15 protein-coding genes are annotated in these 13,836 nt (G+C 63.8%); 14 read left to right on the forward strand and 1 reads right to left on the reverse strand.

The window, feature by feature from the left end:
- Positions 1-280 precede the first annotated feature (280 nt).
- The 4 genes from J8847_RS23050 to J8847_RS23065 all read left to right on the forward strand — a co-directional run bounded on the left by J8847_RS23050 (position 281) and on the right by J8847_RS23065 (position 4,392).
- Positions 281-508, forward strand: coding sequence for a sulfurtransferase TusA family protein (locus J8847_RS23050; protein ID WP_211527032.1), 228 nt, complete (start codon positions 281-283; stop codon positions 506-508).
- A 193-nt stretch (positions 509-701) separates the two neighbouring features.
- Positions 702-1,451, forward strand: a complete 750-nt coding sequence (locus J8847_RS23055) for an electron transfer flavoprotein subunit beta/FixA family protein (RefSeq protein WP_211527021.1) — start codon at positions 702-704, stop codon at positions 1,449-1,451.
- A 34-nt stretch (positions 1,452-1,485) separates the two neighbouring features.
- Positions 1,486-2,415 carry an electron transfer flavoprotein subunit alpha/FixB family protein gene (locus J8847_RS23060; protein ID WP_211527022.1) on the forward strand — a complete coding sequence of 310 codons (930 nt, stop codon included), beginning with the start codon at positions 1,486-1,488 and terminating at the stop codon, positions 2,413-2,415.
- Between the two features lie 189 nt (positions 2,416-2,604).
- Positions 2,605-4,392, forward strand: a complete 1,788-nt coding sequence (locus tag J8847_RS23065; protein ID WP_211527023.1) for an acyl-CoA dehydrogenase — start codon at positions 2,605-2,607, stop codon at positions 4,390-4,392.
- 78 nt (positions 4,393-4,470) lie between these two features.
- Here the strand turns inward: J8847_RS23065 and J8847_RS23070 are convergent, their stop codons facing one another.
- Positions 4,471-4,914, reverse strand: coding sequence for a TM2 domain-containing protein (locus J8847_RS23070; protein ID WP_307727532.1), 444 nt, complete (start codon positions 4,912-4,914; stop codon positions 4,471-4,473).
- Positions 4,915-5,114: 200 nt separating this feature from the next.
- On the opposite strand from J8847_RS23070, the gene rpsP reads away from it, so the two are divergent.
- The 10 genes from rpsP (at position 5,115) to J8847_RS23120 (ending at position 13,834) form a co-directional block, all read left to right on the forward strand.
- On the forward strand, positions 5,115-5,363 hold the full coding sequence (gene rpsP, locus J8847_RS23075; RefSeq protein WP_123071958.1) for a 30S ribosomal protein S16: 249 nt from the start codon (positions 5,115-5,117) through the stop codon (positions 5,361-5,363).
- A gap of 49 nt (positions 5,364-5,412) precedes the next feature.
- Positions 5,413-5,943: a ribosome maturation factor RimM gene (gene rimM, locus J8847_RS23080; RefSeq protein WP_211527034.1), complete on the forward strand. Its 531-nt coding sequence runs from the start codon at positions 5,413-5,415 to the stop codon at positions 5,941-5,943.
- A 26-nt stretch (positions 5,944-5,969) separates the two neighbouring features.
- Positions 5,970-6,731: a tRNA (guanosine(37)-N1)-methyltransferase TrmD gene (trmD, locus tag J8847_RS23085; protein ID WP_211527024.1), complete on the forward strand. Its 762-nt coding sequence runs from the start codon at positions 5,970-5,972 to the stop codon at positions 6,729-6,731.
- 122 nt (positions 6,732-6,853) lie between these two features.
- On the forward strand, positions 6,854-7,240 hold the full coding sequence (gene rplS, locus J8847_RS23090) for a 50S ribosomal protein L19 (RefSeq protein WP_211527025.1): 387 nt from the start codon (positions 6,854-6,856) through the stop codon (positions 7,238-7,240).
- Between the two features lie 96 nt (positions 7,241-7,336).
- Entirely contained in the window at positions 7,337-8,014 is a 678-nt protein-coding gene (locus tag J8847_RS23095; RefSeq protein ID WP_211527026.1) for a CoA pyrophosphatase, read from the forward strand.
- 90 nt (positions 8,015-8,104) lie between these two features.
- Positions 8,105-9,064: a CobD/CbiB family protein gene (locus tag J8847_RS23100; RefSeq protein WP_211527027.1), complete on the forward strand. Its 960-nt coding sequence runs from the start codon at positions 8,105-8,107 to the stop codon at positions 9,062-9,064.
- 105 nt (positions 9,065-9,169) lie between these two features.
- On the forward strand, positions 9,170-9,523 hold the full coding sequence (locus J8847_RS23105; RefSeq protein WP_211527028.1) for a DUF3579 domain-containing protein: 354 nt from the start codon (positions 9,170-9,172) through the stop codon (positions 9,521-9,523).
- Between the two features lie 98 nt (positions 9,524-9,621).
- A complete protein-coding gene (locus J8847_RS23110) occupies positions 9,622-10,071 on the forward strand; it encodes a CBS domain-containing protein (RefSeq protein ID WP_211527029.1) in 450 nt (149 codons plus the stop codon).
- Positions 10,072-10,192: 121 nt separating this feature from the next.
- Complete coding sequence (locus J8847_RS23115; protein WP_211527030.1) at positions 10,193-12,913, forward strand: pitrilysin family protein; 2,721 nt, start codon at positions 10,193-10,195, stop codon at positions 12,911-12,913.
- A 129-nt stretch (positions 12,914-13,042) separates the two neighbouring features.
- A complete protein-coding gene (locus J8847_RS23120) occupies positions 13,043-13,834 on the forward strand; it encodes an SDR family oxidoreductase (RefSeq protein WP_211527031.1) in 792 nt (263 codons plus the stop codon).
- Positions 13,835-13,836: the final 2 nt, after the last annotated feature.

Here is a 13,836-nt window from a genome sequence, read left to right on the forward strand (position 1 = left end):
CACCTACGTATTCTTGGAGCTTCCCACACGGCTTGCAGCGCGCCAGAATGGACCGCATCTACGCTGCAGGCGCACCACGCCGGTGCTTGTCCATAACAGATGTTTCTGTATCTAGCTGAAATGTCATGTTATATTTCACATTTGGTTGCACTCTTGCAACAGTGTGTGACTATTTTGGTGCGCTGCGTCATACTGCGCGAATTGGAGTAGTATGCGACTCAGTTGGACCACCTAACAAAGCAGGCAAGCGATGAGCGACACCACTATCGACACCGATACCATGGAATTCCAGAGAGACCTGGATGCGCGCGGACTGAACTGTCCACTGCCCATCCTCAAAGCGAAGAAAGCGCTTGCCGAGATGGAGAGCGGCCAGGTGTTGCGCATCGTGGCCACCGACACCGGCTCCGTGCGCGACTTCCAGGCTTTCGCCAAGCAAACGGGCAACGCGCTGCTGGCCCACACCGCCGAGAACGGCGAGTTCACCTTCCTGATGCGCCGCAAATAAGCGCCATCCATGCGGGACGGCCGCCTTCCCAGGCCGTCCTGTTGCTCCACCCTTTGATTTCTTGCGTTTTTTAGTTGAAAACCTCTAGCCAAAAAACGCACGATCGTGCTTTAATTTAGTTGGAAGCCTGAATTTCTCTTATAATCTAGGCCATTTCAGACTGTCACCCATTCCATTTTTCTAAAGGCACCCTATGAAAGTCCTGGTACCCGTCAAACGCGTGGTCGACTACAACGTCAAGGTCCGCGTCAAATCCGACGGCAGCGGCGTGGATATCGCCAACGTCAAGATGTCGATGAATCCGTTCGACGAGATCGCGCTGGAAGAAGCCACGCGCCTGAAGGAATCCGGCAAGGTCACCGAAGTGGTGGCGGTGTCGGTCGGTGTGGCCCAGTGCCAGGAAACCCTGCGTACCGGCATGGCGATCGGCGCCGACCGCGGCATCCTGGTCGAGACCAATGTCGAGACCGAGCCGCTGGCAGTGGCCAAGATCATGAAGGCGCTGGCCGACAAGGAACAGCCGCAGCTGATCATCCTGGGCAAGCAGGCGATCGACGACGACTCGAACCAGACCGGCCAGATGCTGGCTTCGCTGCTGGGCTGGCCGCAAGCCACCTTCGCATCGAAAGTGGTGCTGGAAGACGGCAAGGTCACCGTGACCCGCGAAGTCGACGGCGGCCTGGAAACCGTGGCCCTGAGCCTGCCGGCCATCGTCACCACCGACCTGCGCCTGAACGAGCCGCGCTACGTGACGCTGCCGAACATCATGAAGGCCAAGAAGAAGCCGCTCGAGACCATCAAGCCGGAAGACCTGGGCGTCGACGTGACCCCGCGCCTGAAGACCCTGAAAGTGGTCGAGCCGGCCAAGCGCTCGGCTGGCGTCAAGGTGCCGGACGTGGCGACCCTGGTGCAGAAGCTGCGCCTTGAGGCCAAAGTCATCTAATCGGCCGCCCTTAAAAAAATTCATAGGAATCATCATGGTCGCACTCGTTATTGCTGAACACGACAACGGCTCCCTGAAGGGCGCTACCCACCACACCGTGACCGCGGCCGCCCAGTGCGGCGGCGAGGTCCACATCCTGGTCGCCGGCTCGAACTGCGGCGCCGCCGCCGAAGCCGCCGCGCAGATCGCCGGCGTCGCCAAGGTGCTGGTCGCCGACGCGCCGCACTTCGCCGACGGCCTGGCCGAGAACGTCGCCGAGCAGGTGCTGGCTGTCGCCGGCAACTATTCGCACATCCTGGCTCCGGCTACCGCCTACGGCAAGAACATCCTGCCGCGCGTGGCCGCCAAGCTGGACGTGGCCCAGATCTCGGAAATCACGAAGGTCGATTCGCCGGACACCTTCGAGCGTCCGATCTACGCCGGTAACGCCATCGCCACCGTGCAATCCAGCGACAAGGTCAAGGTCATCACCGTGCGCGGCACCGCCTTCGACGCCGCAGGCGCGGGCGGCTCGGCTGCCGTCGAGCAGATCGCCGCCGTCGCCGATTCGGGCAAGTCTTCTTTTGTGGGCCGCGAGCTGGCCAAGTCGGACCGTCCGGAACTGACCGCGGCGAAGATCATCGTCTCGGGCGGCCGCGGCATCGGCTCGGCAGAGAACTTCAAGATCCTGGAACCGCTGGCCGACAAGCTGGGCGCCGCCATGGGCGCATCGCGCGCTGCCGTGGACGCGGGCTTCGTGCCGAACGACTGGCAGGTTGGCCAGACCGGCAAGATCGTCGCGCCGACCCTGTACATCGCCGTCGGCATCTCGGGCGCGATCCAGCACCTGGCCGGCATGAAGGACTCGAAGACCATCGTCGCGATCAACAAGGATCCGGAAGCCCCGATCTTCTCGGTGGCCGACTACGGCCTGGTGGGCGACCTGTTCGAGGTCGTGCCGCAGCTGGTCAAGGAACTGGGTTAATTCGCCAGGGTGGATGCAACAATGTGCCTCCACCCTGCGATCACTTACACACGTCGTTCCCGCGCAGGCGGGAACCCAAGTTCGAAGCGCACTGCCAGCGTTTAGCGAGGCAGGCAGCGCCGGCAAACTTGGGTTCCCGCCTTCGCGGGAACGACGTTGCTACATTTAGCGTTATATCAGGAGACAAAGGTGAGCTACCAAGCCCCGCTGAAAGACATGCAGTTCGTCCTGAACGAACTGGCGAACCTGGAACAGATCAACCAGCTGCCCGGCTGCGAGGACGCGACCGCCGACACCGTTGGCGCGGTCCTGGAAGAGAGCGCGAAGTTCTGCGGCGAAGTCGTCGCCCCGCTGAACCACTCCGGCGACAAAGAGCCGAGCTCTTGGCGCGACGGCAGCGTCACCACCTCGAAAGGCTTCAAGGAAGCCTTCCGCGCCTTCGTCGAGGGCGGCTGGCAGGGCGTGCAGCACCCGTCCGAATTCGGCGGCCAGGGCCTGCCCAAGCTGGTGGCCACCCCGTGCATGGAAATGCTCCACGCGGCCAACCTGTCCTTCGCGCTGGCGCCGATGCTGAGCGACGGCGCCATCGAGGCGCTGCTGACCGCGGGCTCCGACGAGCAGAAGGCGCTGTTCCTCGAGCCGCTCATCAGCGGCAAGTGGACCGGCACCATGAACCTGACCGAGCCGCAGGCCGGTTCCGACCTGGCCGCCGTGCGCACCCGCGCCGAGCCGCAGGGCGACGGCACCTACAAGGTCTTCGGCACCAAGATCTTCATCACCTACGGCGAGCACGACATGGCGGAGAACATCATCCACCTGGTGCTGGCGCGTACCCCCGATGCGCCGGCGGGCGTGAAGGGCATCTCGCTGTTCGTCGTGCCGAAGTTCCTGGTCAACGCCGACGGCTCGCTGGGCGCGCGCAACGATGCGCACTGCGTCTCGATCGAGCACAAGCTGGGCATCAAGGCCAGCCCGACCGCCGTGCTGCAGTTCGGCGACCACGGCGGCGCCATCGGCACCCTGGTGGGCGAAGAGAACCGCGGCCTGGAATACATGTTCATCATGATGAACGCGGCCCGCTTCGGCGTCGGCATCCAGGGCGTCAGCGTGGCCGAGCGCGCCTACCAGCAGGCAGTCAGCTTCGCCAAGGACCGCGTGCAGTCGCGCGAAGTGGCCGGCTCGCCGGGCCCGGTGGCCATCATCAACCACCCGGACGTGCGCCGCATGCTGATGTCGATGCGCTCGCAGATCGAGGCGGCGCGCGCGCTGGCCTATGTCGGCGCGGGCCTTTCGGACATCGCGCACCACCACGCCGATGAAGCGACCCGCAAGGCCAACCTGGCCGTCTACGAGTACCTGGTCCCGATCATCAAGGGCTGGTCGACCGAGATGAGCGAGAACGTCACCCGCGACGGCGTGCAGGTGCACGGCGGCATGGGCTTCATCGAGGAGACCGGCGCGGCCCAGCACTACCGCGATTCGAAGATCCTGACCATCTACGAAGGCACCACCGCGATCCAGGCCAACGACCTGGTTGGCCGCAAGACCGTGCGCGACGGCGGCGCCGTGGCCAAGGGCCTGATCGCCCAGGTGCGCGCGACGGCTGCCCAGCTGGCGGAAGTGCAGGGCGACCTCGCTAGCGTGTCGCGCCGCCTGGTGGAAGGCGCGGACGCGCTGGAGCAGGTGGTGGACTATGTGGTGGCGAATGCCAAGTCGGACGTGCGCGCGGTGTTCGCTGGCAGCGTGCTGTACCTGAAGCTGGCCGGCATCGTGCTGGGCGGCTGGCAGATGGGCCGCGCGGCGCTGGTGGCGCACCAGAAGCTGCAGGGCGGCGAGGGCGATGCTGCGTTCTTCAAGGCCAAGATCGCGACGGCGCGCTTCTTTGCGGATCACGTGCTGTCGGGTGCGGGTGGCCTGCGTACGGCGATCGTGGAAGGCGCGGCGGGCGTGCTGGCGCTGGATGTGGAGCAGTTCTAAGCGCTTCTTGTGAGCGATAAAAAAAGCGCCTGCGGGCGCTTTTTTGTTTGCGTGGGTGGCTGCGGTGCCTGCACGGAGTTAGCCGTACGCCCCACCCGTATAAACCAGGTCAAACAAACGAGCAATCGTCCCAATCAGCACAATCGCCCCCACCGTCATCACCAGCACCAGCAACAGCGGCAACACCCAGTTCGACCGCGACGCCTTGCCGCTCCCTGCGTTGTACGCCGCATCCCACTTCTCATCCGGGATCAAGCCCAGCACCAGCGCCTCGATGCAGGCCGCGATGAGCGACACCAGCAGCGGCAGCACGATGTAGAACGGATGCGGCTTCACAGCCCCATACAAGATCCCGGTCACGAACAGGCTGCACACATGCAGCAGCCCCAGCCGATCGGCGCTGCCCTTGAGGTAAAAGCGGTGAGCCCCCAGCCATCCCAGCACGAGAGCCAGGAAAACGGTCAATGTCTTGTTCTTGTGCGCCACAGCCATGAATAGTTGCCAATCGTTCAGGAAAGCCAAGAGTATCGTCCAAATTGGCCAAAATGGCACGCTTTTGCCGGAAGAGGCGAGAGGCTTGGTGGCGGTGTGGCTAAAAATAGGCGATAATGTTTGATTCGGCCGGGACTGCGCGCCGGGTTGTCGTTAACACTTGCTGCTGGGAGTCGTCGCGCGCTATAATCGTCGACTTTCTCCGTCCAGCTCACTTTTTCGGAATTATTATGGTCGTTATTCGTTTGGCTCGTGGTGGCGCTAAAAAGCGTCCGTTCTTCAACATCGTTGCAACCGACTCGCGCAACCGTCGCGATGGTCGTTTCATCGAGCGCATCGGCTTCTACAACCCGATGGCTTCGGGCGCCGAAGTCGGCCTGCGTATCGCTGCTGACCGTCTGGCTCACTGGCAAGGCGTTGGCGCACAACTGTCGCCGACCGTCGCTCGCCTGGTCGCCCAGCAGAAGCCGGCTGCTTAATTAAGCAGTAGCAAGAGTTTTAGGTTTGACCGATTCGGCAGCATCCGGGGTGCAAGTCCCCGACGACCTGATCCAGGTTGGCTATGTGTCCGGCGCGTACGGGCTGGTAGGCGGAATCCGCATTACCCCGCACTCGATGGACGCAGATGCGCTGCTGAACGTCAAAACCTGGTGGCTCGACAAGCCGACCCTGCGGCCCGTCTCCGTGCGGACCGCGAAGTTCCATAGTGGCGACGTGGTTGCCACCCTGGTCGGCATGCGCGACCGCAACGAAGCCGAGGCGCTCAAGGGCGCCACGATTCAGGTGTCGCGCAAGGACTTTCCTGCACTCGACAACGACGAGTATTACTGGACCGATCTGATCGGCCTGGATGTGGTCAACCTGCAGGGCGAAGCCCTGGGCAAGGTGACCGACATGATGCACAACGGCGCGCAATCCATTTTGCGCATCACGCCGGTCAGCGAAGGTGATCCAACTGCGAAAGTAGAGGATCGCCTCGTGCCGTTCGTGGACCAGTTCGTCAAGACCGTCAACCTCGAGGGCAAGCTGATTACCCTGGACTGGGGCCTGGATTATTAAGCCTCATCCAACCGGAGCGAGATCCGATGCAGTTTGACGTCGTGAGCTTGTTTCCAGAAATGTTCGCCGCATTGACGCAGTCGGGAGTCACCCGCCGCGCCTTCGAGCAGCAACGCTGGGCCCTGAAGATCTGGAATCCGCGCGATTTCACGCAGGACCGTCACCGCACCGTGGATGACCGCCCCTATGGCGGCGGCCCCGGCATGGTGATGCTGGCGAAACCGCTCGAAGCCGCGATCAATGCGGCCAAGCAAAGACAGGTCGACATGGGCCTGCCGGCGCCCCGTGTGGTCTTCATGTCGCCGCAAGGCAAGCCGCTGACCCACGAACGCGTGATGGCACTGAAGGACGAGCCCGGTCTCGTCATCCTGTGCGGCCGCTACGAGGCGGTGGACCAGCGTTTGCTGGACCGCTGCGTCGACGAGGAGATCTCCCTCGGCGACTTCGTGCTGTCCGGCGGCGAACTGCCGGCGATGGCCCTGATGGATGCGGTAGTCCGGTTCATCCCCGGCGTGCTGGGCGACGATGCCTCGGCGGTCGAAGACAGCTTCGTCAACGGCCTGCTCGATTCGCCGCATTACACGCGGCCGGAAGTGTACGAAGGCGAAGCGGTGCCTCCTGTCCTGATGGGCGGCAATCACGCCGAGATCATGAAGTGGCGCCGCCAGCGCATGCTGGAAGCGACATGGAAAAAACGGCCCGAATTGCTGGACCAGGCGCGCGCCGCCGGCCGGCTGACCAAGGCCGATGAACAGTTTCTGGCAGGTTTGAACAAGCCTGCCGAGTAAGAATGTACCTTTGTGTGCATGTAACGGCGGGCATGTTGCCCGTTTGTTCAACCCCATCCTCTACTGGGCAAGGCTTGTAAGAACAGCGCAGCGCCAGCAAGATGGTTTTTGGAGTGATAAAAATGGATCTGATCCAGCAACTCGAGCAAGAAGAGATTGCGCGCCTCGGCCGCAACATCCCTGATTTCGCACCAGGCGACACCGTGATCGTCAGCGTCAACGTCGTCGAAGGCAACCGCAAGCGCGCCCAGGCATACGAAGGCGTCGTCATCTCGCGTCGTAACCGCGGCCTGAACTCGAACTTCATCGTTCGCAAGATCTCGTCGGGCGAAGGCGTCGAGCGTACCTTTCAGCTGTACTCGCCGCTGATCGCTTCGATCGAAGTGAAGCGTCGTGGTGACGTGCGCCGCGCCAAGCTGTACTACCTGCGTGAGCGTTCGGGCAAGTCGGCACGTATCAAGGAAAAGCTGCCGCAGCGTAAAGCAGCTACCACTGCTGCTGCTGAGTAATAGCGCCTGTGTACTGAAAAAGGCATCCGCAAGGATGCCTTTTTCTTTTTTGGCGCAAGATATGAAGTTGGCTATCTTTGTTGCCAACCGAGGAGGATGTCCGTTTTGGTCAAGCTCGTATTCGACCCCACCCAGATGCCGGTCGGCGGCGTCGCCGGCGAAGCACCCGTCGCGCCTGAGCGCCTGACGCCCGCGGCCCTGCGCGCCCGCTTTGCGCAAACCCTGCCGTGGGACCCTGAATTCTCCGAAGAATCCCTGGCCGTGCGCGGCCGGGTGCTCCGCCGCGCCGCCGTGCTGGTCCCGCTCGTGATGCGTCCCGAAGGCGTCACCGTGCTGCTCACGCGCCGCACCGAGCACCTGTCCAGCCACGCCGGCCAGATCAGCTTCCCCGGCGGTGGAGCGGAAGAGCTCGATTCCTCGCCCATCGAAACCGCTTTGCGCGAAACGGAAGAGGAGATCGGCCTGCACCGCCGCCACGTCGAGATCATCGGCGTGCTGCCCGACCACACCACGATCAGCGCCTACCGCGTCACGCCGGTGGTGGCCCTGGTCGAGCCGCCTTTCGAGATCAGCGCCGACCCGAACGAGGTGGCCGAGGTGTTCGAGGTCCCGCTGGCCTTCCTGATGGATGGCCTGAACCACCAGCGCCGCACCCTCGAGCTGCCGCAGACCCAGGGTCGCCGCAGCTTCTACGCCATGCCATATGAGCAATTCTTCATCTGGGGCGCCACGGCCGCCATGCTGCGCAACCTGTTCCACTTCCTCCGCGCGTAAAACTTTCTTACAGGACCCTATTTGATTCCGGACGCCTTCTCCGTTATCGTAGCGGGCAGTTGTATTGCAATAACAAAAAAGGGTTCCTGAATGACATTCTTTTCCATCCTGTGCGCGCTGCTGATCGAGCAGCTGAAACCGCTGCGCGCGGATAACCAGGTCTACGCTGGCATCAAAGCTTTTGCCATGCGCATCGAGAGCTGGTTCAATGCGGGCGAGCAGCGCAATGGCCGCATGGGCTGGATCCTGATGATGGCGTCCCTGATGGTGCCGATCTACCTGGTGTACTGGCTGTGCATGCGCTACAACCTGGTGTTCCTGGCCTTCGCCTGGAACGTCCTGATCGTCTACCTGACCCTGGGCTTCCGTCACTACAGCCATTACTTCACCAACATCCAGCTGGCCCTGAACACGAGCGACGAGGCTGCCGCGCGCACCCTGCTGGCGGAGTGGACCCACCTCGATACGGTCGGCATGGACAGCACCGAGATCACCCGCGTGGCGGTGGAAAACGCCCTGATCACCACCCACCGCAATGTGTTCGGCGTGTTCTTCTGGTTCCTGATGCCGCTGGGCCCGGCTGGCGCCGTGATGTACCGCGTGTCCGAATACCTGTCCCGCGCCTGGAACGAGCCCGACCACATGCGCAACGAAGCCTTCGGCCAGTTCGCCGCCAAGGCCTTCTACTGGATCGACTGGATTCCGGTGCGCCTGACTGCGATCGCCTTTGCCGTGGTCGGCAACTTCGAGGACGCGATCTATGCCTGGCGTAACTTCGCCAACCGCTGGGCCGACGAAGCCAAGGGCATCATCCTGGCCGCCGGCGGCGGCGCCATGGGCGTGCGCCTGGGCACGCCGAACGAGAACGCGCCGCAATTGCTGCCGGCCGACGCCGCCACGGTGGACCTGAGCGACGCCGAAGCGGAGGTGCTGCCGGGCGAAGAGCCGAACATCAGGGCCCTCCAAAGCACGGTAGGATTGGTGTGGCGCGCCCTGATATTATGGATGATCCTCCTGCTCCTCACTTCCAGCGTGGTGTGGCTCGGCTGAACGATAGTGCCGCGCGGCCCTCGTGCCCAAGTCTTCTATAAGATATAATAGTGAGCTGAGGTTCTTCTCATCCACGCAGTACTTTCCGTTTGAGCAAGCAGCACTATGGCCGAGTCATCGCACACCACGGATAAGGAACTCACTGGCGAGTTTTTTATCCTGGGCATCACGAACAAAGGCAGGCAATTCCGCCCGAGCGACTGGGCGGAGCGCCTGTGCGGGGTCATGGCCTGCTTTTGCCCCGGCTCCTCCGGCCGGGACGCCCACCTGAAGTTTTCGCCCTACGTCCACCCGACGGTGGTGAACGGCACCAAGGCCGTGGTGGTCAACCACCAGCTGCAGAAGATCGAGCCGATGGCTTACCATTTCGTCATCAACTTCGCCAAGGATAACGACCTGCAAGTCGTCGACGCCTGCTTCGTGCCCCTGCCGGGCGAAAAGAAACCCGGCGCTGCCTGACCGGCCTTCCCATCTTCCCAACTGGCGCTATGATGAAAATCAAAGCGCCAGTTTCGTTTCGGCCTAGCGTATCCGCGAGAACGATAGGGGAGGTCATCATGCATATCGGCGAAATCTGCACCAGCGACACCATCAGCTGCACCCGCGACGAAACCGTGCAGGGCGCGGCGCTCCTGATGCGCCAGCACCATGTGGGCGACGTGATCGTGGTCGACGCGGCCGACGACAGCAATATCCCGGTCGGCATCGTCACCGACCGCGACATCGTCGTGTCCGTCATCGCGCCCGGGCTCGACCCGGCCAGCATCCTGGTCGGGGACATCATGAGCGACGACCTGCTCACGGCCAGCGAATCCGACGATGTCTACGAGCTGATCGAGCGCATGCGCCTGCGCGGCATCCGGCGCGTGCCGGTGGTCGACGCGGCGGGCAAGCTGAGCGGCGTGGTCTGCGCCGACGACCTGCTCGAATTCCTGGCCGAGGAAATGGGCGAGCTGTCGCGCATCAGTTCCTGGCAGCAGGCGCACGAGCGGCGTGTGCGTCATTAAGACTGCCTTAATAGCAGACCTGGTAGCTTCGGACAGCCTCATCCCTCTGTTACCATCCCGGAAATCGTGACAGGCGGCGCCATGCGCGCCCGCCTTTGCATAAAGGGATGGTATGGATTGGATGAGTTTCAAGCGCGGCGCGGCCGCGCAGGTATGGGTCGGCGCGGCCGCCTTCGTCATGGCCGGGGCCGCCTGGGGCGCCCAGTTGCCGAAGGGTGTGACCCTCGGCCCTTCGGTCGAAGGCATCACCGAGTACCGCCTGGCCAATGGCCTGAAGGTGCTGCTGTTCCCGGACGCCTCGCGTCCCACGATCACGGTCAACGTCACCTACCTGGTCGGGTCGCGCCACGAGAACTACGGCGAGACCGGCATGGCCCACCTGCTCGAGCACCTGCTGTTCAAGGGCGCGAAGAACAACCGCGATATCACCCAGCAGTTCTCCGACCGCGGCATGCAGTTCAATGGCACCACTTCGCTCGACCGCACCAATTACTATGAAGTGTTCCAGGCCTCGAAGGCCAACCTCGACTGGGCGCTGCAGATGGAAGCCGACCGCATGGTCAATTCCTTCATCGCGGAGAAGGACCTGGCGTCCGAGATGACCGTGGTGCGCAACGAGTACGAGAGCGGCGAGAACTCGCCGGGCGGCGTGCTGTTCAAGCGCATGCAGAGCGTGGCCTACGACTGGCATTCCTACGGCCGCTCGACCATCGGCAACCGCAGCGACATCGAGAACGTCAGGATCGCCAACCTGCGCGCCTTCTACAAGACCTGGTACCAGCCTGACAACGCGGTGCTGCTGGTGGCCGGCAAGTTCGACCCCGCGTCCACCCTGGCCAGCATCAGCCGCCTGTTCGGCGCCATCCCCAAGCCCAAGCGCAGCCTGCCGCAGTTCTGGACCGTCGAACCGACCCAGGACGGCGAACGCAGCTTCGCCGTGCGCCGCCAGGGCGACGTGCAGATCGTCGCCGTCGGCTACAAGATTCCCTCCGACCTGCATCCGGAGAGCGACGCCCTCGGCTTCGCCAACGAGATCCTGGGCGACGTGCCCAACGGCCGCCTGCACAAGCTGCTGGTCGAGACGGGCAAGGCCAGCCAGGTGTTCAGCTTCGGCCAGACCGGCTATGCGCCCGGCCTGCAGTTCTTCGGCGCCGTGGTCAAGAAGGGCGAGCCGGTCGAGCCGGTGCGCGAAGCGCTGACCCAGGCGGTCGAGGAATTCGCAGGCAAGCCGCCGAGCGCCGAGGAGATGGAGCGGGTGCGCCGTTCCTACCTGAACACCATCGAGCGCAGCCTGAACGATCCGCAGGCGGTCGGTGTGGCCTTGTCCGAAGTGATCGCACTGGGCGACTGGCGCCTGTACTTCCTGGGCCGCGAGCGCATCCAGAAGGTGAGTGCGGAGCAGGTGGCGGCCGCCTCGCGCAACTACTTCATGCGCAGCAACCGCGTGACCGGCACCTTCATCCCGGAGGACGCGCCGCAGCGCGCCATCGTGCCGGCCGCGCCCACGGTCGAGGCGGTGATGAAGGACTTCAAGCCGGCCGCATCGAACCTGGTGGCGGAAGACTTCGACCCCAGCCAGCAGAACATCATGAAGCGCACCACGCTCACGACGGCAGGCGGCGTGAAGCTGGCCCTGCTGCCGAAGAAGAACCGCGGCGAGACCGTGACGGTCGACCTGCGCCAGCACTTCGGCGACGAAAAGAACATGTTCGGCAAGGGCGCGGTGCCGGCCCTGACCAGTGCGATGCTGATGCGCGGGACCACGCGCTACACCCGCGCCCAGCTGGCCGACGCCTTCGACAAGCTCAAGATGACGGGCAGCCCCACCCACTTCCAGACCACGCGCGCCAACCTGCCCGAGGCCCTGAAACTGGCCGCCCACGTGCTGAAGGAGCCGGGCTTCCCCGAAGCCGAATTCGAGCAGCTGCGCCAGCAGTCGCTGGTGGGCCTGGAAGCCAGCCGCGCCGAACCGGAAAGCGTGGCCGCGCGCGCGCTGGCGCGCCATGGCGACCCGTACCCGCGCGGTGACGTGCGCCATGCGAATTCGCTGGAAGAAGATATCGAGGACATCAAGGCCGCGCGCCTGGACGACCTGAAGGCCTTCCACCGCGACTACCATGGCGCCCAGCCGGCCGAGATGGCCATCGTCGGCGACTTCGATCCCAGGGAAATCACGCCGATCATCGACCAGCTGTTCGGAAGCTGGAAGGCGCCCGCCAGCGCGGCGCCGATCCTGCGCCGCCATGTCGAGGTGGCGCCTACCGCGCAGACCATCAATACGCCGGACAAGGAGAACGGCTTCTACATCGCCGGCATGAACCTGGACCTGAACATCGACGACCCGGACTATCCTGCGCTGATGCTGGCCAATTACATCTTCGGCGAGGGCGGCCTGAAGTCGCGCCTGATGGACCGCATCCGCCAGAAGGACGGCCTGTCCTACGGCGGCGGCTCGGACCTCGCTGCGGGCAGCATGGACCGCGCCGGCAGCTTCACCATCAGCGCCATCGCCGCGCCCCAGAACCTGGCCAGGCTGGATGCCGCGGTGCGCGCCGAGCTGGCGCGGGCGCTCAAGGAGGGTTTCACGGCGGCGGAACTGGCCGGCGCCAAGTCGGGCCTGATGCAGCAGCGCCTGCAGAACCGCTCGGACGATGGCGTGCTGGCGGCCGGCTGGACGGCTTTCCTGTACCAGAAGAAGACCTTCGAATGGTCGGCTGAACTCGAGCGCAAGCTGATGGCGGTCACGGTGCCCCAGCTGAACGCCGCCTTCCGCAAGGCCATCGATCCGGCCAAGCTGTCGGTGTTCATCGCGGGCGACCAGGGCAAGGTCAAGCCGCGCTAGAGGGCCGCCTCTAGTCTGCTTCGCAACACATGTGAACACATTTGGTGGCCATTTGTGACAGGAGAATTGCGCTTGCGTTAGAATGTTGCTTTTGGGCAGCACACGTTGCGTAGTTTCACTGGGAGCATCATGAAGGGCATCAGCAAGCAGCAGCCGGACGCGGGCATCTCGTTTTCCGGCAGGGTCGTTCTCGTTACCGGCGCGGCAAGCGGGATCGGACGGGCGATCGCGCTGGCTTTCGGCCGGGCCGGGGCCAGCGTGGTGGTCGCGGACACCTCGATCGAAGGCGGCCACGCGACCGCCGCGATGATTGTCGAATCGGGCGGCAAGGCCTTGTTCGTGCAATCCAACGTCACCCGCGCGCACGAAGTCGAGGCGCTGGTCGACAAGACCATCAACTATTACGGCCGCCTGGACTACGCGGTCAACAATGCCGCCGTGGACGAGGAGCGCCAGCCGCTGGCGGAAGCCGACGACGAGCAGTTCGACCGCATCATGAGCGTCAACCTGAAGGGCGTCTGGCTGTGCATGAAGTACCAGCTGCGCCAGATGCAGAAGCAGGGCAGCGGGGCGATCGTCAACATGGCGTCGGTGTCCGGCCTGGTGGGTTCGCCCAGCCGCGCGATCTACGGCGCGTCCAAGCATGCCGTCGTGGGCCTGACCAAGAGCGCGGCGGCCGAGTATGCGCGCGAAGGCATCCGCGTGAACGCGCTGTGCCCGGCCGCGGTGAAGACGCCGATGCTGGCGCGCGCGATCGAGCGCGATCCGGTGTTCGAGAAGAAGCTGAAGGCGGCGCAGCCCTTGGGGCGCTATGCGGAAGCGGCGGAGATCGCGAATGCGGCGTTGTGGCTGTGTTCAGACCAGGCGTCGTATGTCAATGGGCACGAGCTGGTGGTGGATGGCGGGCTTACGGCGGTTTGAGC

The organism is Massilia sp. AB1 (assembly GCF_018119385.1).
Taxonomy (GTDB): domain Bacteria; phylum Pseudomonadota; class Gammaproteobacteria; order Burkholderiales; family Burkholderiaceae_D; genus Telluria.